Origin of the sequence: Novosphingobium sp. UBA6272 (genome assembly GCF_002440635.1) — a bacterium.
GTDB lineage: Bacteria > Pseudomonadota > Alphaproteobacteria > Sphingomonadales > Sphingomonadaceae > Novosphingobium.
This window is the reverse complement of sequence record NZ_DJUW01000033.1, coordinates 36170-60194: the sequence shown is the minus strand read 5'-3', so window position 1 is coordinate 60194 and position 24025 is coordinate 36170. Positions and strand designations below refer to the sequence as shown.

The window sequence follows — 24025 nt, the reverse complement described above, 5'->3', positions numbered from 1 at the left end:
GGCCGAAGTATGGCGGGCCAGTCCGCCCTACTTCCCGCCCAGCAAATTCGCTTTCCAGAACATCAGCTCGACCCAGAACTGATAGTCGGCGTTCTCCTTCTTTCCGAAGCCGTGGCCTTCGTTCATCCCGACCAGGTGCCAGGCGCTGCGGCCCTTGGCGCGGACTGCGGCGACGGCCTGGTCGGCCTCGCTCTTGGGCACGCGCGGGTCATTGGCGCCGGTCACGACCAGCAGCGGGATCGCCAGCTTGTCGATCTGGGTCAGCGGGCTGATTTCCAGCAGCTTGGCGCGCTGCTTGGGATCGCGCTCGTCGCCATATTCCACCCGGCGCAGGTCGCGGCGGTAGGACTGCGTGTTTTCCAGGAAGGTGACGAAGTTGCTGATCGCGACGATGCAGTCCGCTGCCTTGAAGCGCCCACCATAGCGGATCGCGGTGGCATAGCACATGTAGCCGCCATAGGACCCGCCCTGGACCGCGATGCGGTCCTTGTCGATCGCGGCGTCGCCTTCCAGCCGGTCAAGGAACGCGCCGATGTCCTTCACCGAATTTTCGCGCAGGAACGGCCCGTTATCGAGGCTGACGAAGCGCTTGCCGAACCCGGTCGAGCCGCGGACGTTGGGATAGAATACCGCCACGCCCAGTTCGTTGAGCAGGTAATTGGTCCGCCCGCGGAAGCCGGGGGTGGACTGGCCTTCGGGTCCGCCGTGGATGTTTACGATCAGCGGACGCTTGCCAGGGAACTTCGCCGGATCGGGACGATAGAGGAAGCCACTGACCGGTTCGCCGTCAAAGCTCTTCACCTCGACGAATTCGGGTTCGACGTTGACCGCGGGATCAAGCCCGCCGGTTTCGCTGAAGGTCCAGCGGGTGACGGCAAGGCTCTGCGGATCGACCGAATAGGCATCGGCCGGAACCTTGGCCGAGGATACGGTCAGCCCGATCGCGCCCCATGGGGCAATATCGACCCCGCCGATCGTCCCCTTGGGCAGACCGGTCACTTCACGCACCGCGCCGCTTTTGGGATCCATCAGCTTGAGTTTGTAGGCCCCGGCTTCGTTGATCGTATAGGCGATGAAGCTGCCGTCATCGGCGATGTCAAAGGTTTCGACATCCCACTTGGGTTCGGGACTCTTGGCGGTGAACTTGCCGGTCTTGGGATCGAGCGTGCCGAGCCGCTGGAAATCGCTGCCTTCGTCGCTGGTCACCCACAGGGTGCCATCGGGGGCGATCCGCCCGCCGCCATAGGCGATGCTCTTCTTGTGATCGCCGATCGGTTTCATCGCCCCGCTGGCGAGATCGAGCCAATAGAGGTCGGTCTTGGTGACAGAAACATAGTTGGCGACCACCGCGTTCTTGTTGTCCGGCGTGAAAGCGGCCAGAGCCCAGCCGCCGCCGGTGACTTCCTTGACCAGCCGGTTGGTCGCAGGATCGCGCGGGTCCATCACGTATAGGTCATTGTCAGTCCCGTTGCGGCGGGTCGAGCTGTAGGCGATCCACTTGCCGTCGAGGCTGACCGCATTCAGGCCATTTCGGCTCTTGCCGTCGGTCAGCAGCGTCAGCTTGCCGTTCTTCATGGTGTAGAGCTGGTAGAATTCGTTTCCACCCTTGTCCTTGCTGACGATCATGGTGCCGTCGCCCGGCAGATAGGTGCCGCCCAGTGGTTCGGGCTCAAAGCTGATCTGGGTGCGGGCCATGCCCGGACCCTTGACGCTGTGCAGCTGCGATACGTTGCCGAACCGGGTCGAGATCAGCATCGACTTGGTCACCGGATCCCAATCGACGAAGCCGGCGGTGCGGAATTCCATGTAGGGCCGGGTCGCATCGACCAGATCGAGCGGTACGGCCGGTATGCCGTCGGCAACCAGCGCGGCCGGTTTGGCTGCGGCGGGTGAAGCGGGCGCGGCTTCCTGTGCCTGTGCCAAGGCGGGCATGGTCAGGGCGGTAAAAGCTAAAAACAGATGGCGCATTTCAGAAGGTCCCCTTTGGCTTAATAGGTTGCCACAACAGTTACACGACGGGCGCGAACCGCAACCGCGCAATCGACGAACTGCCCATGACGTCCCCATGGAAAGCTGAAAAGGCCGCTAGACCTGTTCCTTGGGGCAGGTGTTGCCGTTCACCCACTATCCTCGACCATTCGTCGAACGCGCGGCCGCAGTGCGTTGACAGTCGAGTCTGCTGGTCTATTGGCACAAATCATGGAGCCGCCCCCAAATACGGCTCCTCCACGCTAGTCCTCCCCAGGATGCGTTAGGTTTGATTTACAGGGAGAGAACCATGAAGTTCAGTTCCGTCTTGGGTGCCGGCGTATCTGCCGCTGCCCTGCTTTTGATTCCGGTCACCCCGGCATTCGCTCAAGACACTGCCCCGGCCGATGAAGAAGCTGCCGAAGAGGGCGAAATCGTCGTCATGGCCCAGGGCCGCGCCCAGGCGCTGGCCGATGTGCCGGTGGCGATTTCGGCGGTCAACGCCGATGCCCTCGCCAACAGCGGTGCCAATGACATCCGCCAGCTCAACCAGCTTGCTCCGTCGCTGATCGTTTCGTCGACCGGTTCGGAAGCCAACGGTTCGGCCCGTATCCGCGGGATCGGCACCGTGGGTGACAACCCCGGTCTCGAAAGCTCGGTTCCGGTATTCATCGACGGCGTCTATCGCTCGCGTTCGGGCATCGGCCTCAACGAACTGGGCGAGATCGACCGCGTCGAAGTCCAGCGCGGCCCGCAGGGCACGCTCGGTGGCCGCAACTCGTCGGCCGGGATGATCGCGATCTATTCGAAGAAGCCGCAGTTCCAGTTCGGCGCCTCGGGCGAACTGACCTATGGCAACTATGATTTCATGCGCGCCTCGGCCTCGGTCACCGGTCCGATCAGCGAACAGCTGGCAGCCCGCGTGGACGGCGTCTATGTCAGCCGCAACGGTTTCTACACCGATCCGCAGAACAACATCGACGTCAACGATCGTAACCGCTTCTTCCTGCGCGGCCAGCTGCTGTGGGAGCCCTCGAGCGACCTCACGGTCCGCCTGATCGCCGACTACACCTGGCGCAAGGAACGCTGCTGCGCCGCGGTTTATGTTGACCGCAGCGTCAACCAGTACATCGGCGATCTCAACAACCCGTCGACGCCGCTGACCCCGCTGCAGACCAACGGCAACAACATCATCAACGTGCTGCGCGATCTGGGCCAGCCGCTGGCCGGCTTCAACGCCGGTTACGACCGGACGATCTACGTCAACACCGGTCGCAGCTTTGAAGGCAAGACCAAGGATTATGGCTTCTCGGGCGAGATCAAGTGGGATCTGGGCGGCGCGACGCTGACCTCGATCACCGCTTACCGCGAATACCGTTCGGGCCAGGGCAGCGACACCGACTACAGCCGGGTCGACATCCAGTATCGCACGCCGAGCGACGATATCTATCGCCAGTTCCACACCTTCACCCAGGAATTCCGCCTGCAGGGTGAAGCCTTTGGCGGCAAGCTCGACTGGCTGGTCGGCGGCTTCTATGCCGACGAAAAGCTGACCGCGCGCGATAACCTGAAGTTCGGCAGCCAGTATGGCCGCTTTGCCACCTGCCGCATCATCTCGGGCGGCGGTCTGGCCGGGCTCTATTCGCCGACCAGCCCGTCGTGCGTCGCCCCGGTTGTCGGTCCGGCGACCCTGGCCGGTGCAACCGGCGCTTCGGGTCCGGACATCGTTGCGGCCTTCACCGCGCTCGATGGCCTGAACAACCTGGGTTCGACCACGGATGAATATCGCCAGCACGACAAGAACTGGGCGCTGTTCACCCACAACATCTTCCACATTACCGATAAGCTCGATCTGACGCTTGGTGTTCGTTACACCAACGACAAGAAGGACTTCGGCGCCACCTTCGGCAACAACAACACCGTCTGCACCACCGTGCAGGGCCTGGTGACCGACGATCTGACCAGCCCCAACGCCACCGCCCGTGCGCTGGCCGGGGCGCTGATCGGCCTGTCGTGCCAGGGCAACTCGACTGCCGAACTGAACGGTGTTTCGATCGCCTCGAAGCGCAGCGAAGACGAATGGACCGGCACGGCCAACCTCTCGTATCGTCCGACCGACGATCTGATGGTCTACGCCAGCTATTCGCGCGGCTACAAGGCTGGCGGCTTCAACCTTGATCGTTCGGCGCTCAAGAGCCCGACGTTCAGCTTTGCCAGCCAGGGCGGGGCCCAGGCGCTGGTCGGTGCACTCCAGTTCGCGCCTGAACTGGTCAACAGCTACGAACTCGGTGCGAAGATCTCGGGCCGGATGTTCAGCGGCGGGATCACCCTGTTCCGTTCGGACTTCAGCAGCTTCCAGTTGAACACGTTCAACGGCACGGTCTTCCTGGTGCAGAACATCAACGGCTGCCAGTCGAGCCTTGGCGGGCTGGACCGGGATGCCAGTGCTGCGACCGGGGCCTGCCCGTCGGGCGACGTCGGTTATGGCGTGCGCGCGCAGGGCTTGGAACTCGAAGGCGCATTTACGCCGTCGCCGTTCTTCCGCGCAACTGCCGGGGCTACCTATGCCCGGACCAAGTATCGTGAGAACTTGGTCGGCAATGCCGCTGGCGCCCCGCTCGATCCGGCACTGCGCAGGTTGCCTGGTCAGTTCATGTCGAACGCGCCGGAAATGGTCATCACCACCAGCGTCGCCTGGACCCCGGATATCGGCAACAGCGGCCTTTCGGCGCTGTTCTATGTCGATAGCCGCACCAGCACCGACTACAACACCGGTTCTGACCTGTTCCCGCAGAAGAACCAGGACGGCTACACCTTGGTCAACGCCCGCGTTGGCCTGCGTGGCGCCGACCAGAAATGGTCGCTGGAATTCTGGGTGCAGAACCTGTTCAACGTCGACTATGCTCAGGTTGCCTTCAACACGCCGTTCCAGGCCGGGACCACTGCCGCGCCGTTTAACGACGCCGGCAACTATCCGGGTGGCCGCCAGCTGTTCTCGCAGTTCCTCGCCGAACCGCGGACCTTTGGCGTGACCGTACGCGGCAAGTTCTGATCGAACTTCGCCGTCGGGCAAAAATCAGGCAGGGCGGTTCATGCCGCCCTGCCTTTTTTGTATGTGGCGCGGCAATTGAGTTCGCAGGGCGCCGCCGATAGGAAGCGCCGCGAAGGAGAGACCCGATGGACCGTGCCGAAGCCCTTGCCCTGCTGACCCGCTACTACGCCGCCTTCAACGCCGGTGACTGGCAAGGGATGCTCGATTGCCTCGACGATGACGTAGCGCACGATATCAACCAGGGCGCAACCCAGCGCGGCAAGGCCGTCTTCGGCGCTTTTCTTGCCCATATGGAGCGTTGCTACAAGGAGCGGCTCGACGGGATCGTGCTGATGGCCAGCGATGATGGCACGCGCGGTGCGGCGGAATTCACTGTCCATGGCGAGTATCTCTCCACCGATGAAGGCCTGCCCGAAGCCGCCGGACAGACCTATGTCCTGCCGGCCGGGGCTTTCTTCGCGATCGCGGATGGCAAGATCACCAGGGTAACGGTCTACTACAACCTGGCCGACTGGACCGCGCAGGTGGTCGGTTGACGCTAACCGTCCGCCCGCTGACCGGCGCGGAAATCCGCGCCGCAATCGCCGATCTGGCCGCGCTGCGGATCGCGGTCTTTGCCGCCTTTCCCTATCTCTACGATGGCGATGCGGGTTACGAGGCGGAATACCTGAAGGAATTCGTCGCCGCCCCCGATGCCGTACTCGTCGCGGCCTTTGACGCGGATCGGATCGTTGGAGCGGCCACAGCCAGCCCGATGTGGGCGCAAAAAGCCGAATTCCGTGCGCCGTTCGAAGCGCGCGGGATTGCGACCGACCGTTTGTTCTACTTCGGCGAGAGCGTGCTGCTGTCCGACTATCGCGGGCACGGGATCGGCCATGCCTTTTTCGACCACCGCGAGGAGCAGGCGCGCCGTTGCGGCGCTACGGCTGCGACCTTTGCCGCAGTGATCCGCCCCGATGACCATCCGGCGCGGCCGGACGGCTACACCCCCCTGGAAGCCTTCTGGGCCAAACGCGGCTATGCCCCGGTTCCCGGCTTCATCACCGAACTGGCCTGGAAGGAACATGGGGAGGCGGGCGAAAGCCTCAAGCCGATGCAATACTGGATGCGCGCCCTGTGACCCGCTTCACCGTGGCTGCTGCGCAGTATCCGATCGAGCAGCTGGCCGACTGGTCAGCCTATGCCGCCAAGCTTGAAATGTGGGTGGAGGCGGCGGCCCGGGGCGGGGCAAGGCTGGCGGTGTTTCCCGAGTATGGCGCAATGGAGCTGGCCTCACTCGATCCGGCTACGATGGGCGATCTGGCGGGTTCACTCGCGTCAGTCAGCGCGCTGTTGCCGCAAGTCGATGCGTTGCATGCCGATCTAGCCCGGAAATATGATCTGCATATCCTCGCCGCGAGCGCGCCCTGCGCGGTCGGCGATCGTTACGTCAACCGTGCCCGGCTGTTCACCCCGCAGGGCAAACTCGGGATCCAGGACAAGCTGGTCATGACCCGGTTCGAGCGTGAGGAGTGGCACGTTTCCGCCTCTTCGCCGTTGCGGCTGTTTCAGACCGCACTTGGAATAATCGGGATAAACATCTGTTACGACAGCGAGTTTCCATTGCTGGCTCGCGCTCAGGTCGAGGCCGGGATGGAGCTGCTGCTGGTCCCCTCGTGCACCGATAGCGAGCACGGTTACTGGCGCGTCCGGCTGGGCGCGCAGGCCCGTGCGTTGGAGGGGCAGTGCTATGCGGTCCAGTCGCCCACGGTTGGCACGGCAGACTGGTCTCCGGCGGTTGACGTCAATCGCGGCGCGGCGGCGGTCTATGGCCCGCCCGATCGCGGCATGCCGGCCAATGGCGTGCTGGCGATCGGCGAAATGGACGCTGCGCAATGGGTCCTTGCCGAAGTGGACCTTGGCAAAGTTGCCGAACTGCGCGCCGACGGTGGAGTCCTCAATGCCCGTCACTGGGCCGAGCAGCCGGGCGGCGACCCGCTCCCACCGGTCGAGGTGGTGGACTTGCGCTGAAGGGCAGGGCAGTCTGGCCACGATGTTCAGACCGCTGATCCCGCTCGCCCTTTTTGCACTGTCCGCTCCGGCGCTGGCCGATGCGCCAGCCGCCGTGCAGGCGGTTCCGGCCAAGACGATGCAGCAGCAGGTCGAATCCACGCTGGCTGCCGCGCCGCAAGGCACCCGCTTCGGGCTGCTGGTCGTGGACGAGGCGGGCAAGGTGGTGGTTTCGGTCAACCCCGACCAGCGCTTCATCCCTGCATCCAATACCAAGATGTTCACCACGGCGGCGGCCTATGCGCTGCTGCCGGGGATGGATCAGCCGGATTCCGTTGGCGGGACCGAGGTCGCGCTGGTTCCGGGCAAGGGCGGCCCCAATGTGGTGCTGCGCGGGCGCGGCGACGCCCGGATGTCGAGCGCGGCGGACTGCAAGGCCAATTGCCTCGCCGAACTGGCCGATGCCGTGGCAGCGAAGACCCGCAAGGTCCACGATGTCGTCGGTGACGACACCTTCTGGCCCGACCAGCGCTGGGTTCCGGGAATGAGCTGGAACAATATCGGCACTGATTCCGGCACGGCCACTTCCTCGCTCAACCTTGATGACAACGAATTGCGGATCGTAGTGACCCCTGGCGCTGCGGGACAGCCGCCTGTGGTGACCATTCCCGCCTATTTCACGTTGCGCAATGAAGCGGCAACGGGCCCAGTGGGTCGCAAGACCGAGCTGTTCCTCGATCGGGCGGTCAATGGCAGCGAATTGCGGCTGTTCGGAACCATCGGACTGGGAGCGAAGCCCTGGACCGAACGGATCGGGATCGACGATCCAGCGCACTATGCGGCCTTTGTCTTCAAAGGTATGTTGGAACGACGCGGGGTCAAGGTGACCGGCAAAGTGCGGGCGGTTCACCGGCCACTGCAATTGCGCGATATGGTCCGTCCGCAGGAAGGAATGGCCCCGCTGACAATGCCAGGCATGGCGCCCCTGGCCCGCCTCATCCCGCCGCCGTTGGCCGAGGACGTGGTGGTGATCAATCAGGTCAGCCAAAACCTGCACGCGCAGGTGCTGTTTCGGCGGCTGGGCGATCGGGAAGGAACCGGGTCCGAGCAATGGGCCGGGAAGGCCATGAACGGCCTGTTCGAAAAAGCCGGCATTCCCCGCGCCGGATACGACTTCTCCGACGGTTCGGGCATGTCGACCTATAATCGCGTTTCCCCCCGCGCGATGATCGCGCTGTTGCGCTGGATCGATGGCCAGCCATGGGGTTCGGTCTGGCACGCTTCGCTGCCGGTTGCCGGGCGTGACGGGACGCTGAAGCGGCGCTTCATCGGCACGCCATTGGAAGGCAATCTGACCGCAAAGACCGGCACGCTTAACGCCACCAATGCCTTGTCGGGTACGTTTCGGACCGCCAGGGGGCGGCGCTTCAGCTTCGCCTTCTTCGCCAACGATGTACCCGATGGCGCGAGCGCCTTGCCGGCGATGGAAGCCGTGCTGTTGGCGGTCGCTGCAGGTAATTGAACAATTGCGACATGGCCGTGTGGCGCGGCTGCAACAATGTTGCCGCAATCCCCGACAATCGATAGCGAAAGCGAACCGAACGCTATCTAGGCACTGGCGACTGCGGTTTGCTTTGATAGTCTGCCGCCATTGCACTTTGGCGTTTGGATAGGGGGTTACGATGATTTCACGGAGCATCATCCGGTCAGTTCTGGCTTGCGGCGTTTCGTTGGGTGCCTTTGCCGCTCCGGCGCTCGCGCAGGACTCCGACATCTCCTCACCCAACAAGGCTGAGGCGGAAGACACGGGGCTAATCGTTGTCACCGGTTCGCGGATCAAGCAGGATCCTAGCAAGAGCGCGCTTCCGCTTGAAATCCTCGTCCCGGCCGATCTCGGCCGCGAGGGAATTTCCAGCCCGGAGCAGATGATCTCCTTCCTTGCCGCCAACGGCAACGGCGCAGACAATCTCGCTTCGAACTCCGACGTTGTGTCGGGCGCGCAGCGCGGCACCAACGGGCTTTCCGCCGCGAACCTGCGCGGGCAGGGCAGCGCTTCCACCCTGGTCCTGCTCAACGGTCGCCGCGTCGCCGCGCACGGGCTTCAGGGCTCGGCGGTTGACGTCAACCAAATCCCCTTCGCCGCGATCGAACGGGTCGAAGTGCTGAAGGACGGAGCGTCGGCCATCTATGGAACCGACGCGATCGGCGGGGTGATCAACTTCATCACCAAGAAGGACTTCACCGGCCTGACGCTCAACGGCTTCACCGATTTCACCCAGGAAGGCGACGCGACGATCTATCGGGTTTCGGGCACCGCCGGTTGGGGCAAGCTGGACGAGCAGGGCTTTAACGTGATGGGCTCGGTCAGCTATTCCACCAACGGAATCCTGTTCGGCAAGGACCGCGATTTCGTCAACGGTAACCAGCCTAACCGGGGTCTTTCGATCGATACCCGTGGTACTCCGGTTGCAACGGCCTTCCCGATCAACCCGACCGCAGCTTTGGTGGGCATTACCCAGGGTGGGACGCTGCTGGGCGGAACAACGGTTGGATCGCTTTCGGCCAATCCGGGCTTCTTCATCCCCGGTACCACAACCCCGGCTAGCGGCGGGGTCAACATCCTTGACCTGCCGGGCGGAGCTGGCTGCGAAACGATGGACGGCGGCATGGCCTATGATGCGGTGCTGTGGTCCAACCCGACCGCAGCCCTGGCCTGCGCCTGGGATACGGGCCGCGCCGCGACGCTCCAGCAGCCGCTCAAGACCCTGACCTATTATGGCCGCGCCACTGCCAACCTGGGCGGCGGGCATCAGGTCTATGCGGAAGTGACCGGATCGGATGCGACCTCGCACAAGATTTTCTCGCACAATCAGTATTCGGCTAACAACACGTCGCTGCCGATCGCCTATCCGCTCAATTCTCTCACTGCCGCAACCTACAACTCGGTCTATGACCAGTTGGCGGCGGCGCTGCCCGCGCTAGGCGCGGTCGGGGATCGCACCGTCGACGCGACCGGGCGCTATGGCATGCCGATCGCCTTCCGGTTCCGCTGCATCGCCTGCGGACCGCGCGAATATACCACCAATACCAAGACCCTGCGTGCCGCAGTCGGGCTGGAAGGCCCGCTGTTTGCCGATTGGGAATACCGCGCCGGTGCCTCCTATGCGCAGAGCAAGGCGACGTCGGAGCTCGGCTCAGGCTATCACTATCGCGGCGTGTTCACCTCGACGGCGCAGGCCAGCGCCTCGGGCGTAGCGGGCGCAGCAACCGGCCGCGCCGATCCGCGCGCACCGACCGCGCCGGGTGCTACCGCTCCGGGTATCGTCGGCCTGTTCAACAGCGGGATCATCAATCCCTTCTCGGTCGTGCAGACCCCCGAAGCCATGGCGGCGCTCAATGCCGTTTCGGCCCGCGGGGTCAAGCTCTATGGCGGGAAGTACAAGGTCCGCCAGTTCGACTTCTCGGTTTCGGGCAGCCTGTTCGATCTGCCGGGCGGCCGGGCACAGTTGGCCTTGGGCGTCGACTACCGCAAGGAATCCTACAGCTTCGACGGTTCGTCGGCCGGTGCAATCACCTCGCCCGACATCTTCAACGTCGCCTTCGACAACGTCAACGCACTGACCGAAGTCTCGCGCGATGTGAAGGCAGCCTATGCCGAAGTCCTGTTGCCGATCTTCGACATGCTCGAAATCAGCGGCGCTGTGCGGGTTGACGATTACACCGGGTTCGGATCAACGGTGAACCCCAAGTTCACCGCCAAATTCCAGCCGATGGACTTCATCATGCTGCGCGGATCCTACAGCACCGGCTTCCGCGTGCCGAGCTTCAACCAGATCAACAACGGCGTTACTCAGTCGCCAAACCCGGGCAACACCCTGACCGATCCGAGCACCTGCCCGGCCGGCGGCGTGGTCAACGTCACCCCTGGCTGCGCCCAGATCAACCCGGATTCGCTTTCGGGCGGCAACCTCAACCTCGGGCCGGAAACTTCCAAGCAGTACACCGTCGGGATCGTGCTGCGGCCGATGAACCGGGTGAGCTTCTCGGCCGATTACTGGTCAATTGCGGTGGATGACGTGATCGGTTCGATCACCATTCCGCAGCTGCTGGCCAACTACCAGGCCTTCCCGGAACGGATCGTGCGGACCGGCGGGATCATCACCCTGGTTGACCTGCGCACCGGCAACTTCGGCTCGCGCCGGACCCGCGGCATCGATTTCAGCGCGCGCGGCGCAATCGATGGCCTGGGCGGCACCGTCTCGATGGGCTTCGATGGAACGCTGCTGATCGAGAAGAAGGAAAAGCTGCTTCCCAACCTCAACTACAGCAACCTCTTAGGCGTGTTCTCCTTTGCCGGAGACCTGGGGCTGAAGTGGAAGCACAATGCCTGGATCAGCTATACCAAGGGTGATTTCGGGCTGACATTCTCGCAGATTTATCGCGGCGGCTATGCCAACCAGGCCCTGCCGGGCTCGGCCGCGCGGCCCGAATTCAATCCCCGCGTCAAGCCGTACATGATCTACAACATGACCGTTTCGCAGAAGATCGACGATCGCCTGCAGCTGACGCTTGGCGTCAAGAACGTGTTCAACACCGATCCGCCCTTCGCGATCACCTATGACAGCAACACCGGGGCTGGCAGCAGCTGGGAACCGCGGGTTGCCGATCCGCGTGGCCGCTCGGTTACGGTGGCGGTCGAGGCCAAGTTCTGATCCCGGATCCGGGAAAATCGCCGAAACAGTGGCGCGGGAATCAAGCATTCCCGCGCCTCTTTTCGCTTAAGCGACTAATATGCCGGACATTTCTTCATTAACTGGCCGTTTACCCTGATTTGCCACATTACAGTTGGGCGCAAAAACAGGTTGCAACGGTTTGAACATGGCAAATGAGCCGGCATTCAAGACGACAGGTGGGCGCAGGACCGAACGGCGGTTCTGGGCAGCTGAAGTGCAATTCCGCGCCGGCACTCGCCGGGCGAACGTCAAAGTGCGGGACATTTCCGAATTCGGCGCAAGGATCGAAGGCGTGTTCCTGGTCCATGTCGATGATCGTTTCTACATCAAACTGCCGGGTATGGAATCGATCGAGGCGAGGGTCGCCTGGGTGGCGAACTTCGAATTTGGTTGCGAATTCATCCGCCCGCTCAATCCGGTCATCCTTGAATCGGTGATTGCCAACCGCCATTGAGCCGCGCAGCGTTGCCGTCGGGCGCGCGCCGCGACATAACCCGGCCATGGCAAGCCTCCATCCTGATCGCGGTCACGACCTGATCGAAGGCGCGCGCGTATTGCGCAGCGGCCCGACCTGGCTGGCGCGGCTGATCGCGGGCCGGGCCGAACCCTTGCTGGACCGGATCGACCGCGGGCTGGAAAGCGGTAGCATCCGCGTAACCTTGCCCGATGGATCACGTCGCACCCTGGGCGGACGGTCTCCCGGTTTCGAAGCTGTGGTCGATCTGCGCAGCTGGCGCGCGCTGCTGCGCATGGCGACGGCGGGTTCGATCGGCGCCTATCAGGGCTGGGAAGCGGGCGACTGGGCCAGTCCCGATCCCGTACAACTGCTGGCGCTGTTCGTCGCCAATGCCGATGCGCTGGGCGATACCGGACGGGCACATGGGCCCTGGCGCTGGCTCGGCCGCCTGCTCAACGTTCTGCGCCGCAACAGCCGCGCGGGCGCGCGCCGAAACATCCACGCCCATTACGACCTCGGCAATGATTTCTATTCGGCCTGGCTCGATCCCGAACTGGTCTATTCAAGCGCGCGGTTCGACGGGGCGGGGCGGGACCTGGCTGTCGCCCAGCAGTGCAAGCTCGATACGATTGTCGAGCGGATTGCCGGGTCCGCTTCGGTGCTTGAGATCGGCTGCGGCTGGGGCGCGCTGGCACAGCGTTGCCACGATGCCGGCATGGCGGTGACCGCGATCAGCCTGTCGGACGAGCAACTGGCCTATGCCCGCGCGCACCGCGCCGCGGCCATCGACTTTCGCAATCAGGACTACCGCGATGTCACCGGGCAATTCGATGCAATCGTCAGTGTCGAAATGGTCGAGGCGGTGGGGCAGGCCTATTGGCCCGACTTTTTCGATTGCTTGGCCTGCTGCCTGAAACCGGGCGGTCGCGCGGCAATCCAGTACATCACGATCCGCGACGAGCTGTTCCCGGCCTATGCCGCCAGCGCCGATTTCATCCAGGCCTATGTTTTCCCGGGCGGCATGCTGGTCAGCGAGGCAGCATTTCGCAAGCTGGCGGCAGAGCGCGGGCTGGGCTGGGAGGATCAGGCCTGCTTCGGGATCGACTATGCTGAAACGCTTCGGCTCTGGCGCGGGGCGTTTGAGCATGCGGCGGCAGAGGGGCGCTTGCCGGCTGGGTTCGACGATCGTTTCGTCCGGCTCTGGCGGTTCTACCTGATGTATTGCGAAGGCGGATTCCGCGGCGGCGGAATCGATGTCCGGCAGGTTACGCTAACCCGGCCGCTTTGACTTGGCTCCTGCCCGGGCACGGATCTGCCGTGCTATGGGGGGTAGGGACACACGGAGTTTTGCGAACCGCGCGCCCGGGCAGGAGTTCCGGCCTGGCCCGGTCCGTCAGGCCAGCGGTCTGAACGGAGCGTCGGCGCGCCAGCGGGTCAGGATGTTGTCGTGAACGATAGGCGAGAGCAGCTTCTCGAAGGCACAGCCGGTCAGGCTGTTGTCCCACCAGACCACTTCGGCCTGCAGGGCTTCGATCCCCGGCAAGGTCAGCCAGCAGACGGTGCCGGGGTGAACCCGGTTGACCGCCGCGGCGCAAAAGCCGCTCAGAGAAAGGTCGTGGACCACGGTTTGAAAGCCGCGGCCGCCCGATACCCGCATCATCGCGGGAATGGTAATCCGCGTGCGCGGCGCGCTGCGGTCCTCTTGCGCGGCTGTGAAATAGGAATCCCTTTGGATCAGCAGGTTTTCGGCCATTTTAAACGCCCCTTGTGTGACAGGCTTAGCGCGGGGTTTTGCGGTAAGCTTTGCCGAATATGGAGCAGCGCGGTTGCCCGCACTTTACGATGCGTGGTTAACCCGTTCGCGGTGCGGGCTGGCGAACTGTTCACCAAGCAAATCAACCACGCGGTTGGCGACGACCTCGGGCGCTTTCACGGTCTTGGGATCTTCGCCCGGATAGGCCTTGGCCCGCATCGCTGTGCGGGTTGCCCCTGGATCGACAATTGCGACCCGTAACTTGCTGATGTTACGGGTTTCCTGGGCATGGCATTCAATCAGGACCTCAGCCGCGGCCTTGCTGGCGGCATAGGCCCCCCAAAAGGCCCTCGGGGCAGTGGCGACGCTGGTGGTCAGGTAAACCAGCCGGGGATCGTCGCTGGCCTTGAGCAGCGGGTCGAACCGGGCGAGCAGCGCCTGGGTGGCCAGAACGTTTACGGTCAGCGCTTTGGAAAAGCCGACCTGATCGATATCCTTGGCGGCCATCAGCTCGGGCAGGACCGCTGCGCTATGAACCATGATGTCCAGTTTGTGCCAGCGTTCGGCTACGGCATTGGCCAGCCGCGCAATCCCATCGGCATCGGCCAGATCGACCGGAGCGATCGTTGCACTGCCACCGGCTTCGAAGATTCGCTCCTCAACCGCTTCCAGCAGGCGTGTGTCGCGTCCGGTCAGAACGACATGGGCTCCAGCCCCGGCCAGCGCTTCGGCAATCGCCGCACCGATCCCGCGGCTCGCGCCCGTTACGAGCGCGATCTGGCCAGTCAGGTCGGTCATACTACTTCGCCGACCGTCAGCGGCAATTGTGCTGTATCGGTTTCACGCTCAGCCAGGTCGGTCAGGCTGGTCGGATATTCGCCGGTGAAGCAGGCGTCGCAGTGCTGCGGGCAAGCGGCATTGCGGCTCGGCTCGCCAACCGCGCGGTACAGCCCGTCAATCGAGACAAAGCCCAGGCTGTCGGCGACGATGAACTTGGTCATCTCCTGGATATCCATCCGCGCGGCGAGCAGCTTGTGCCGCTCGGGCGTATCGACCCCATAGAAGCACGAATGGCTGGTCGGCGGGCTGGCGACCCGGAAGTGCACCTCCTTGGCCCCGGCATCGCGCATCATCTGCACGATCTTCATCGAGGTGGTGCCGCGCACGATCGAATCGTCGATCAACACGATCCGTTTGCCGGCAACAAGCGCGCGGTTGGCGTTGTGCTTGCGCTTGACGTCGGCATGGCGGGCGCCATCCGACGGCTGGATGAAGGTCCGCCCGACATAGTGGGAGCGGATGATCCCGAGCTCGAAGGGAATGCCGCTCTGCTGGGCATAACCGATTGCCGCGGGCACGCCGCTATCGGGCACCGGTATCACCAGGTCGGCGTCGGCTGGACATTCCTTGGCCAGTTCCATGCCGATCCGCTTGCGCACTTCATAGACCGACTGGCCGCCCATCACCGTGTCCGGACGGCTGAAATAGACGTGTTCGAAGATGCAAGGCCGCGGGCTGGGCGATCCGAACGGGCGGTGGCTGGATACCCGGCCATCGGCGCGCACTTCGATCATCTCGCCGGGCTCGACTTCGCGGATCACCTCGGCACCGACCACGTCGAGCGCCACGCTTTCGCTGGCAAAAACGGTGGCATCGCCGATCTTGCCCATCACCAGCGGACGGATCCCCAGCGGATCGCGGCAGGCGATCATCCGCTTGGGAGTCATGCAGATCAGCGAATAGGCGCCCTCGATCATCCGCAGCGCATCGACAAACCGGTCAAGCAGTTTGGGAAAACGGCTGGTTGCGATCAGGTGGATGATGACCTCTGTATCGCTGCTCGACTGGAAGATCGAGCCGCGCTCCACCAGTTCGCGCTTCAGCGCCATGGCGTTGGAAATGTTGCCGTTGTGTGCCACCGAAAAGCCGCCACGCGCCAGATCGGCGTAAAGCGGCTGGACATTGCGCAGGCCCTGGCCGCCGGTGGTCGAATAACGGACGTGACCCGAGGCCATCTCGCCCGGCAGTTCCTCGAACTGGGAATTGGCTGAAAAAACCTGGGCGACGTGGCCCAGGCCTCGGCGGGCGAAGAATTCCTTGCCGTCGAAGCTGACGATGCCAACCGCTTCCTGGCCGCGATGCTGCAATGCGTGGAGGCCAAGCGCGGTCATGGCCGAGGCTTCCTTGCTGCCGATCACGCCGAAAATGCCGCACTCCTCGCGCAGCTTGTCACCGTCTGCGTCAAGGAAGGGGTGGGTAAGGTTCATGGAGAATCGCCTGGCCCTTGGAAATGCCCTGTTCCCGCGCCTTTGGCCCTGAACGCGCGCGAAGGCAAGGGCAGGCGCGGATGCACTCAACAAGCATCTGATCTGCACACGAATTCGCTTGTCGGGCGCAGCGGGTTGCGGTCAACTCGGCGCGGTCTGAGAGGAGAGTTGCATGTCCCCCCGTTTTCTTGCCGTGCTCGTCGCCATGGGCCTCGCCGGTTTAGCCGCCCCAGCGCCCGCCAAGCAGGCGGAGCCAAACGTAACGCTGCATATCGAAGCCAGCGCGCAGATTGCCCCAGACAGGGTGGTCCTGCCGCTCAGGCTTTCGACACAAGGCGATAGCAACGCCGCAGCAGAAGCCGGCCTGGCCAAGCAGGAGGCAGAAGTCAGACAACAACTTGCCGAATTTGGAATCAATGCTGCCCGGATCAAGCTCGATGGGGATGTGTCTTTCGTGACCATGGCCGCAGTTTGTCCGGCCGGCGAAGCAGCAGCAGCCCAGGCTGCGCCGAGCGTCCCCAGGCGCGGCAAGGTGCGTGCGGCAGCGCAGTCTGAATATTGCAGCCCCGAAGCGATCGAGGCGAACAAGACCCTGCTGGTTGAGGTCGATGGCTCTGAAACCGTCGACCGCGTGCTGAGAAGCCCGCTAGCAGAGATGGCGGCGGGCGGAAGGCGCTCGATCATCCACTCTCAATCGGATCCTGTTGCTGCCCGCAAGAAGGCGCGGGGGCAGGCAATTGCGAAGGCTCGCGCCGAGGCAGAGGCCTATGCCGACGCGCTGGGCTACCGGGTGGTGCGGATCGAGCGGGTCAGCAATGCCCGGCCGGCAATGAACATGAATGATCTGATCGCCTTCATCGCGACCATGGAAGACCGCTCGAGCAGGATCCAGCCCGGATGGTTTGGTGCAACGATTACCGAAACCGTTGCAATCGACTTCGTGATCGCCCCGAAATAGCAGCGCAGGAGCTGGGCGGCCTTGCCCTTAAGGCGGGCGCCGCCTACATCGCGGCTCAATTCCCCGTTCCGCAATGCGCCGAGGCCTGCTTGATCCTCTCCCCCTTCGAATGGACCATCGCCAAGCGCTATATGCTGCCTGAGCGCAGCGAGGCGGTGATTGCGGTCGTCGCCGGGATCGGGGTCGGCGTGGTTACGCTTTCAGTCGCGATGCTGGTGATCGTGATGAGCGTGATGAACGGTTTCCGCGCCGAACTGTTCGACAAGATCGTCGGGCTGAACGGCCATGCCATCATCCAGGGCTATGGCGGGCGGATCGACAATTGGCGGGCGGTACTTGCCGATACCAAGGCTGCACCAGGCGTGGTCAGCGCGTCGCCGCTGATTGAGCAGCCGCTGCTCGCCACCTTCAACGGCCGGGTCGAGGCGATCTTCAACCGCGGTCAGACCCAGGAAGACATTGCCGAGCTGGCCCCCAAGGTGGTCTCCGGCAACATCGCCGCGCTCAAGCCCGATGCCGGCAAGGTTGCGGTCGGCTCGCAGCTGGCGATGAACCTCGGGCTCCGGGTGGGCGACAGCATAACGATCATCAATCCGCAGGGCCAGTCGACTCCGTTCGGCACGGTGCCGCGCCAGGTTGCTTACGAGGTCGCGGCGATTTTCGAGATCGGGGTCTATGACCTCGATCAGCGGTTCGTGGTGATGCCGATGCAGGATGCCCAGACCCTGCTGATGCTGGGTGATGCGGTGGGGATGATCGAGGTCAAAGTCGACGATCCCGATCGGGCCGCCCAAATCGTCGAGCCGGTTCGTGCCAAATATGCCGGGCAGCTCGCCGTGGCCGACTGGAAGACGATCAATGCTACCCTGTTCGAGGCGTTGCAGGTTGAGCGGGTGGCGATGTTCTTTGCGCTGTCGATCATCGTGCTGGTCGCGGCATTCAACATCCTCTCCAGCCTGATCATGCTGGTTCGTTCCAAGACCCGCGACATTGCGATCTTGCGGACCATGGGGGCCAGCCGCAAGTCGGTGCTCAAGATCTTCGTCACCACCGGTTCGGTGATCGGGCTGGCCGGCACGCTGGGCGGACTGGCTTTGGGCTTTCTGGTGCTGTTCTTCCGCCAGCCGATCGTCCACTTTATCGAACTGGTCACGGGGCAAAGCCTGTGGGACCCCCAGATCCGCTTCCTTACCGAGCTGCCGAGCCGGACCGATCCGGTCGAGGTGACGCTGATCTGCGTGATGGCGCTCGGATTCAGCTTCCTCGCGACGCTTTACCCGGCCTGGCGCGCGGCCAGCACCGATCCCGTGCAGGTGCTACGCTATGAGTGATGCCGCCGTAATCGAACTGACCGACCTCACTCGCAGCTTCGAGCAGGGCGGAGAGCGGATCGACGTGCTGCGCGGGGTTAACCTGGCGGTCCAGCCTGGTGAAATCGTCGCGCTGCTTGGTCCGTCCGGTTCGGGCAAGTCCACGCTGCTCCAGGCGGTTGGCCTGCTTGAGGGCGGCTTTGGTGGATCGATCAGGATCGCCGGGGTAGAGGCAGGTGGGCTCAGTTCCGATCAGCGAACCGACCTGCGCCGCAGTTTCGTCGGCTTCGTCTACCAGTTTCATCACCTGCTGCCGGATTTCACGGCGCTGGAAAACGTCGTCCTGCCGCAGCTGGTGGCCGGCAAGGCGCGGGCCGAGGCGGAGGAGCGCGCGGCCGAACTGCTCACCGCATTGGGCCTGGCCGAACGCCTTAGTCATCGCCCGAGCAAGCTTTCCGGCGGCGAACAGCAACGCGTTGCGGTTGCCCGCGCGCTGGCCAATCGCCCAGCGCTGGTGCTGGCCGACGAGCCGACCGGCAATCTTGACGAAAAGACCGCTGACAAGGTGCTCGCCCAGTTCCTTGATCTGGTCCGCACCACCGGTAGCGCGGCGCTCGTCGCGACACACAACGAGCGGCTTGCCGCCAGGATGGACCGTGTGGTGCGCCTGCATGAGGGCCGACTCGAATAATGCCATTGCTAACCGCGCTCGCGCTTGTTCAGGCCGCGACAGAAGAGCTTCCTCCACTTGGCTCCGCAGGGCCACCCGTAGCTGCCGAAGCTCCTGCTGACGCTTGCAGCGGCGCAACCTATGCCGCATTCGATTTCTGGCTGGGTGACTGGACGGTCTATGCGAAGCAGGATGGCACGCTGATCGGCAAAAGCCGGGTCGAAAAGATCAACAACGGCTGCGCGGTCCGCGAAACCTGGTTGCCGCAGCAGGGCAAGGCCGGGGGCAACCTCAACGCCCCGGACCTGATCACCGGGCGCTGGCACCAGTACTGGATCGATGCCCATGGCAACCGCGTCGATCTGGAAGGCGGGCTTTATCAGGGAGCAATGCTGCTGGCGGGTCCATGGCGGCGCGTGAACGGTTCAACGCAGGATGCGCTGCTGCGGATTACCTATACCCGGCTCGATCCGGATTCGGTCCGTCAGCTCGCCGAATTTTCCGAAGATGAGGGACTGACCTGGCAGGTCAGCTTCGATTACCTGTACCTACGGGCAAGGCGCGGCGATTGACGCAGGCACGATCCAGCCTATCCTGCGCAGTAGAGAATTTGGGGACATGAACATGACGACCATCGCCGACTTTACCGCCGACCTGCCGGGCGGCAAACAGATCAACCTGGCCGACAAGGCTGGCAAGGTGCTTCTGGTGGTCAACACTGCCAGCAAGTGCGGCTTTACCCCGCAGTACGATGGTCTTGAGGCTCTTTACAAGAAGTATGGGGATCAAGGCTTTGAAGTGCTGGCCTTTCCGTGCAACCAGTTTGGCGCGCAGGAACCCGGCGATGCCGGGCAGATCGAGGAATTCTGCAAGGTCAACTTCGGGCTCTCGTTCCCGCTGATGGCCAAGGTTGAGGTCAACGGCCCGAACGAGCCAGCGCTTTACTCGTGGCTCAAGAGCGAGGCCCCGGGCCTGATGGGCACCAGGTCGATCAAGTGGAACTTCACCAAGTTCCTGGTCGACCGCAGCGGCAAGGTGGTGCGCCGCTATGCGCCGACCGACAAGCCCGAGAGCATCGCCAAGGACATCGAAAAGCTGCTCTAGCGTAGACGAGCCGTAAGGGCAGCGAAGGAGCTTTCCCAACCATCGCTCTCCAGCTTGTGAAAAGCCGACGCGGCCCTTTGCGAATCCCCGGTTTGGTGCCTAGGGTCTGGCCATGGCCTTCGAACCTTTCGTCCCGCTGCGCGTCCTTTCCAGCTATTCGATGCTCGAAGGGGCAATCGACCCCAAGGCGATCGCCAAGCTGGCCAAGGACCGCGGTTTTCCGGCGATTGCGCTGGCCGATCGCAACGGGCTCTACGCCGCAATGTCGTTCGCCGGGGCGGCCCGTGATGCCGGAATCCAGCCGATCATCGGTACGCTGCTGGGGGTCCAACGTGAGCTGGCCGGGCCGATCGACTGGCTGGCGCTCTATGCCCAGAATGAAACCGGCTGGAACAACCTGTGCCACCTGGTCAGCCGGGCGCATCTCGATCGCCCGCTTGAGCTGGAACCACATGTTACCTTCGCCGATCTCGACGGCCATTCCGACGGGCTGATCTGCCTGACCGCCGCCAGCGAAGGCGCGCTGGTGCGGCTGCTGGCTGAAGGGCGGAGCGAAGCGGCAGAGGACTATTGCGAGCGGCTGCAGGCGCTGTTCCCGGACCGGCTCTACATCGAGATCGCCCGGCGCGACGATCCGCTGGAGGAGGCTGCCGAAGAAGCGCTGATCGATCTCGCCTATGCCCGCGATCTGCCGCTGGTGGCGACCAACCCGGCGTCCTACGGCGAGCCCAATTTCCACGCCGCGCACGATGCCATGCTGTGCATCGCCAATTCCACCCACGTCGACGCAGCTGAGCGGCCGCGTTCCAACCCGCAGTGGTGGGTGAAATCATGGCCGATGATGCGCGAGCTGTTCGAGGATCTGCCCGAAGCGACCGCCAACACGCTAGTGATCGCGCAGCGCTGCGCCTTTGCCCCGCCCAAGCGCAAGCCGCTGCTGCCAAGTCTGGCCGGCGATTCTGCGGGCGAAGCGCAGATGCTGATCGACGATGCGCGGGCGGGACTCGCGGTCCGGCTTGCACCCTATTACCCCAACGCCGCTCAGGCTGAGCTTGTCGAAGCCCTCAGTGCCGAAGGCGAGGCCCGGCGCGAGGCCTTCGACAGGCTCAGGCCGAGCGGGGTAGGGGAGGAATTCCTCGAATACGCCGACCGGCTCGATTTCGAAACCGGCGTGATCAACAAGATGGGCTTCGCCGGCTACTTCCTGATCGTGGCCGACTTCATCAAATGGGCCAAGGACAATGATATTCCGGTGGGACCGGGGCGCGGTTCGGGCGCAGGTTCAGTGGTGGCCTGGGCGCTGACCATCACCGATCTCGATCCGATCCGGCTCGGCCTGCTGTTCGAACGCTTCCTCAACCCGGAACGCGTCTCGATGCCGGACTTCGATATCGACTTCTGCGAAACCCGCCGCGGCGAAGTTATCCGCTATGTCCAGGCCAAGTACGGCCACGATCACGTCGCCCAGATCATCACGTTCGGCAAGCTGAAGGCCCGCGCGGTGCTGCGCGATACCGGCCGGATCCTGCAAATGAGCTATGGCCAGGTCGACCGGCTGTGCAAGATGGTGCCCAATCATCCGACCGATCCGTGGAGCCTGCCGCGGACGCTCAACGGCGTGGCCGAATTCAAGCGTGAGTATGATAACGACGACGAGGTTCACCGCCTGGTCGATCTGGCGGTGCAGCTCGAAGGGCTCAACCGCAACAGCTCGACCCACGCCGCAGGGGTGGTGATCGGCGATCGTCCGCTGGCGCAGCTGGTTCCGCTTTACCGCGATCCGCGATCGGACATGCCGGTCACCCAGTTCGACATGAAATATGTCGAGGATACCGGCCTGATCAAGTTCGACTTCCTGGGCCTCAAGACACTGTCGGTTCTGAAGAAGGCGGTTCAACTGCTTGAAAAGCGGGACATCACCATCGACCTGTCGCTGCTGCCGTGGGACGACAGCGAGGTTTACGATCTGCTTCAGCGCGGCGAGACAGTCGGTGTGTTCCAGCTCGAATCCGAAGGAATGCGGCGCACCCTGGCGGCAGTCAAACCGACCAATTTCGGCGACATTATCGCGCTCGTCTCGCTCTACCGTCCGGGCCCGATGGACAACATCCCGCTGTTCGGGCGGCGCAAGAACGGCGCGGAATCGATCGAATATCCGCACGAGAAGCTGGAAGGAATCCTCTCTGAAACCTACGGCATCTTCGTTTATCAGGAACAGGTGATGCAGGCCGCGCAGATCCTGGCCGGCTATTCCCTGGGCGATGCCGACCTGCTGCGCCGCGCGATGGGCAAGAAGGTCCAAGCCGAAATGGATGCGCAGCGTCAGCGCTTCGTCGATGGCTGCCGCGAGGTTTCCGGGATCGAGGCCGCCAAGGCCAACGAACTGTTCGACTTGATCGACAAGTTCGCCGGCTATGGCTTCAACAAGTCGCACGCCGCCGCCTATGCTTTGCTGGCTTACCAGACCGCCTGGCTCAAGACGCATTACCCGCACGAATTCTATGCCGCTTCGATGTGCTTCGACATGCACCAGTCGGAAAAACTCGCGACCTTCGTCGATGACCTGCGCCGGGCCGGCTACGCGCTGGAAGGGCCGGACATCAACCACAGCGAGGCCGAATTCACCGTCGAGCGGACCGAGGAAGGCTATGCCGTGCGCTATGCCTTGGCGGGGATTCGCAACGTCGGCGAAAAGGCAATGGATTCGATCGTTGCCGAGCGCGAGGCGAACGGGCCTTTTGTCAGCCTGGAAGACCTGTTCCGCCGTGCCCCCCAGGGATCGATGAACCGCCGCCAACTGGAAGGGCTGGCCGCCGCAGGGGCATTTGACGCGCTGGAACCCAATCGGGCGCTGGTGTTGGCCAATGCCGACATGCTGCTGGCGGTCGCCGACGAAGCGGAGCGAACCCGCTCGAGCGGGCAGGCCGGGCTGTTCGGCGGAGAGGATCATGCCGCCCCGGCGCTGCGTCTGGCCGAGGTTGAGCCGTGGTCCAAGGCCGAGCAGATGGCCAGAGAGCGCGAGAACTTCGGGTTCTATTTCGCCGCTCATCCGGTCGAGCAGTGGCGCGCGGTGGCCAGCGCCAATGGCGCGCGGTCCTATGCCAGCCTGATGGAAACCGGCGTGCCCGGTGGAGGCCGGGCCCAGGCAGTGATGGCGGCGATGGTCGAAAGCGTGAACCGCGGCAAGACCCGGCGCGGGGCCGATTTCGTGCGCGCCGATTTCTCCGACAACTCGGGCCAGTTCTCGGCCGCCTGCTTTGAAGAGACGCTGGTCGACCCAATGCTGCAATGGGCCCGCGAAGGAACCTGCCTGCTGCTGACAGTCGAGCTCGATTCGCCCAGCCCGGACGAGCCGCCGCGGATCACCGTACGCGGCGCGCGGCCCTTGTCCGAAGTGAAGAGTGCGGCCAGTATGGTGCTGAAGTTCGACGTGCTGCGGCCCGAGGTCTTCGCGGACCTTGCCATGCTGCTGGTTCCGGGCGCGGATGGTCGGGGCGAAGTGATCGCCCGGCTGCGGACCGGGCAGGGAGTGGAGCCGCTGGTCCGGCTCGGGCGTGACTTTATGGTCGATGGGGAACTTGCAGAACGCTTGGCAACCATCGAAGGAGTTGCCAATGTGTCGCTAAGCGCGCGGCGGGGGGCAGGGCACCTGAAACTCGTCGCGTAAGCTGTCCTTCGAGACGCCAATGAGCCTTCGACAGGCTCAGTCCCATTGGCTCCTCAGGATGAGCGGGTTTTTTCCGTTCATCCTGAGGAGGGACTGA

Annotated in this window: 18 protein-coding genes; 14 read left to right on the top strand and 4 right to left on the bottom strand. The window is 63.6% G+C overall.

Annotated features, from left to right (window positions below; all coding sequences use genetic code 11):
• Positions 1-27: 27 nt before the first annotated feature.
• The gene (locus B2V17_RS15295; protein ID WP_292999160.1) at positions 28-1968 is read right to left on the bottom strand and encodes a S9 family peptidase; all 1941 of its coding nucleotides are present in this window, start codon (positions 1966-1968) and stop codon (positions 28-30) included.
• A gap of 310 nt (positions 1969-2278) precedes the next feature.
• Here B2V17_RS15295 and B2V17_RS15290 point away from each other — a divergent pair, with 310 nt between their 5' ends.
• From B2V17_RS15290 to B2V17_RS15255, 8 genes are all read left to right on the top strand, one after another.
• Positions 2279-5020 (top strand): TonB-dependent receptor, encoded by a 2742-nt coding sequence (locus B2V17_RS15290; RefSeq protein WP_292999158.1) that lies wholly within the window; start codon positions 2279-2281, stop codon positions 5018-5020.
• 125 nt (positions 5021-5145) lie between these two features.
• Entirely contained in the window at positions 5146-5556 is a 411-nt protein-coding gene (locus tag B2V17_RS15285) for a ketosteroid isomerase-related protein (RefSeq protein ID WP_292999156.1), read from the top strand.
• Entirely contained in the window at positions 5553-6140 is a 588-nt protein-coding gene (locus B2V17_RS15280) for a GNAT family N-acetyltransferase (RefSeq protein ID WP_292999154.1), read from the top strand. The genes B2V17_RS15285 and B2V17_RS15280 overlap by 4 nt, the downstream gene beginning before the upstream one ends.
• Positions 6137-7030: a carbon-nitrogen hydrolase family protein gene (locus B2V17_RS15275; protein WP_292999152.1), complete on the top strand. Its 894-nt coding sequence runs from the start codon at positions 6137-6139 to the stop codon at positions 7028-7030. Before B2V17_RS15280 ends, B2V17_RS15275 begins: the two co-directional genes overlap by 4 nt.
• A 22-nt stretch (positions 7031-7052) precedes the next feature.
• On the top strand, positions 7053-8531 hold the full coding sequence (dacB, locus tag B2V17_RS15270) for a D-alanyl-D-alanine carboxypeptidase/D-alanyl-D-alanine endopeptidase (RefSeq protein WP_292999150.1): 1479 nt from the start codon (positions 7053-7055) through the stop codon (positions 8529-8531).
• A gap of 160 nt (positions 8532-8691) precedes the next feature.
• Positions 8692-11721, top strand: coding sequence for a TonB-dependent receptor domain-containing protein (locus tag B2V17_RS15265; RefSeq protein WP_292999148.1), 3030 nt, complete (start codon positions 8692-8694; stop codon positions 11719-11721).
• 166 nt (positions 11722-11887) lie between these two features.
• A complete protein-coding gene (locus B2V17_RS15260; RefSeq protein WP_292999146.1) occupies positions 11888-12196 on the top strand; it encodes a PilZ domain-containing protein in 309 nt (102 codons plus the stop codon).
• A 46-nt stretch (positions 12197-12242) separates the two neighbouring features.
• Positions 12243-13487: an SAM-dependent methyltransferase gene (locus B2V17_RS15255; RefSeq protein WP_292999144.1), complete on the top strand. Its 1245-nt coding sequence runs from the start codon at positions 12243-12245 to the stop codon at positions 13485-13487.
• A 105-nt stretch (positions 13488-13592) separates the two neighbouring features.
• Here B2V17_RS15255 and B2V17_RS15250 read toward each other — a convergent pair whose 3' ends face one another.
• The 3 genes from B2V17_RS15250 to purF form a co-directional block, all read right to left on the bottom strand.
• Positions 13593-13952 (bottom strand): PilZ domain-containing protein, encoded by a 360-nt coding sequence (locus tag B2V17_RS15250; protein WP_292999142.1) that lies wholly within the window; start codon positions 13950-13952, stop codon positions 13593-13595.
• Between the two features lie 84 nt (positions 13953-14036).
• Positions 14037-14750, bottom strand: a complete 714-nt coding sequence (locus B2V17_RS15245; protein ID WP_292999140.1) for an SDR family NAD(P)-dependent oxidoreductase — start codon at positions 14748-14750, stop codon at positions 14037-14039.
• On the bottom strand, positions 14747-16219 hold the full coding sequence (gene purF, locus B2V17_RS15240; RefSeq protein ID WP_292999138.1) for an amidophosphoribosyltransferase: 1473 nt from the start codon (positions 16217-16219) through the stop codon (positions 14747-14749). Before purF ends, B2V17_RS15245 begins: the two co-directional genes overlap by 4 nt.
• Positions 16220-16391: 172 nt before the next feature.
• On the opposite strand from purF, the gene B2V17_RS15235 reads away from it, so the two are divergent.
• The 6 genes from B2V17_RS15235 (at position 16392) to dnaE (ending at position 23928) form a co-directional block, all read left to right on the top strand.
• Positions 16392-17177 (top strand): SIMPL domain-containing protein, encoded by a 786-nt coding sequence (locus tag B2V17_RS15235; protein ID WP_292999136.1) that lies wholly within the window; start codon positions 16392-16394, stop codon positions 17175-17177.
• A gap of 89 nt (positions 17178-17266) precedes the next feature.
• Positions 17267-18508 carry a lipoprotein-releasing ABC transporter permease subunit gene (locus B2V17_RS15230; protein ID WP_292999134.1) on the top strand — a complete coding sequence of 414 codons (1242 nt, stop codon included), beginning with the start codon at positions 17267-17269 and terminating at the stop codon, positions 18506-18508.
• A complete protein-coding gene (locus tag B2V17_RS15225; RefSeq protein ID WP_292999132.1) occupies positions 18501-19178 on the top strand; it encodes an ABC transporter ATP-binding protein in 678 nt (225 codons plus the stop codon). The genes B2V17_RS15230 and B2V17_RS15225 overlap by 8 nt, the downstream gene beginning before the upstream one ends.
• A complete protein-coding gene (locus B2V17_RS15220) occupies positions 19178-19729 on the top strand; it encodes a hypothetical protein (RefSeq protein WP_292999130.1) in 552 nt (183 codons plus the stop codon). Before B2V17_RS15225 ends, B2V17_RS15220 begins: the two co-directional genes overlap by 1 nt.
• Before the next feature lie 52 nt (positions 19730-19781).
• Positions 19782-20261, top strand: a complete 480-nt coding sequence (locus B2V17_RS15215) for a glutathione peroxidase (protein WP_292999128.1) — start codon at positions 19782-19784, stop codon at positions 20259-20261.
• A gap of 112 nt (positions 20262-20373) precedes the next feature.
• Positions 20374-23928, top strand: a complete 3555-nt coding sequence (gene dnaE / locus B2V17_RS15210; protein WP_292999126.1) for a DNA polymerase III subunit alpha — start codon at positions 20374-20376, stop codon at positions 23926-23928.
• The last annotated feature ends 97 nt before the right edge of the window (positions 23929-24025 follow it).

Bases quoted from the DNA above. Each gene is read 5' to 3' on its own strand.
- B2V17_RS15260 (WP_292999146.1), top strand. From the start codon at position 11,888: ATGGCAAATGAGCCGGCATTCAAGACGACAGGTGGGCGCAGGACCGAA.
- B2V17_RS15290 (WP_292999158.1), top strand. From the start codon at position 2,279: ATGAAGTTCAGTTCCGTCTTGGGTGCCGGCGTATCTGCCGCTGCCCTG.
- B2V17_RS15265 (WP_292999148.1), top strand. From the start codon at position 8,692: ATGATTTCACGGAGCATCATCCGGTCAGTTCTGGCTTGCGGCGTTTCG.
- B2V17_RS15225 (WP_292999132.1), top strand. From the start codon at position 18,501: ATGAGTGATGCCGCCGTAATCGAACTGACCGACCTCACTCGCAGCTTC.
- B2V17_RS15220 (WP_292999130.1), top strand. From the start codon at position 19,178: ATGCCATTGCTAACCGCGCTCGCGCTTGTTCAGGCCGCGACAGAAGAG.
- B2V17_RS15215 (WP_292999128.1), top strand. From the start codon at position 19,782: ATGACGACCATCGCCGACTTTACCGCCGACCTGCCGGGCGGCAAACAG.
- B2V17_RS15285 (WP_292999156.1), top strand. From the start codon at position 5,146: ATGGACCGTGCCGAAGCCCTTGCCCTGCTGACCCGCTACTACGCCGCC.
- dnaE (WP_292999126.1), top strand. From the start codon at position 20,374: ATGGCCTTCGAACCTTTCGTCCCGCTGCGCGTCCTTTCCAGCTATTCG.
- dacB (WP_292999150.1), top strand. From the start codon at position 7,053: ATGTTCAGACCGCTGATCCCGCTCGCCCTTTTTGCACTGTCCGCTCCG.
- B2V17_RS15250 (WP_292999142.1), bottom strand. From the start codon at position 13,952: ATGGCCGAAAACCTGCTGATCCAAAGGGATTCCTATTTCACAGCCGCG.
- purF (WP_292999138.1), bottom strand. From the start codon at position 16,219: ATGAACCTTACCCACCCCTTCCTTGACGCAGACGGTGACAAGCTGCGC.
- B2V17_RS15235 (WP_292999136.1), top strand. From the start codon at position 16,392: ATGTCCCCCCGTTTTCTTGCCGTGCTCGTCGCCATGGGCCTCGCCGGT.
- B2V17_RS15255 (WP_292999144.1), top strand. From the start codon at position 12,243: ATGGCAAGCCTCCATCCTGATCGCGGTCACGACCTGATCGAAGGCGCG.
- B2V17_RS15295 (WP_292999160.1), bottom strand. From the start codon at position 1,968: ATGCGCCATCTGTTTTTAGCTTTTACCGCCCTGACCATGCCCGCCTTG.
- B2V17_RS15245 (WP_292999140.1), bottom strand. From the start codon at position 14,750: ATGACCGACCTGACTGGCCAGATCGCGCTCGTAACGGGCGCGAGCCGC.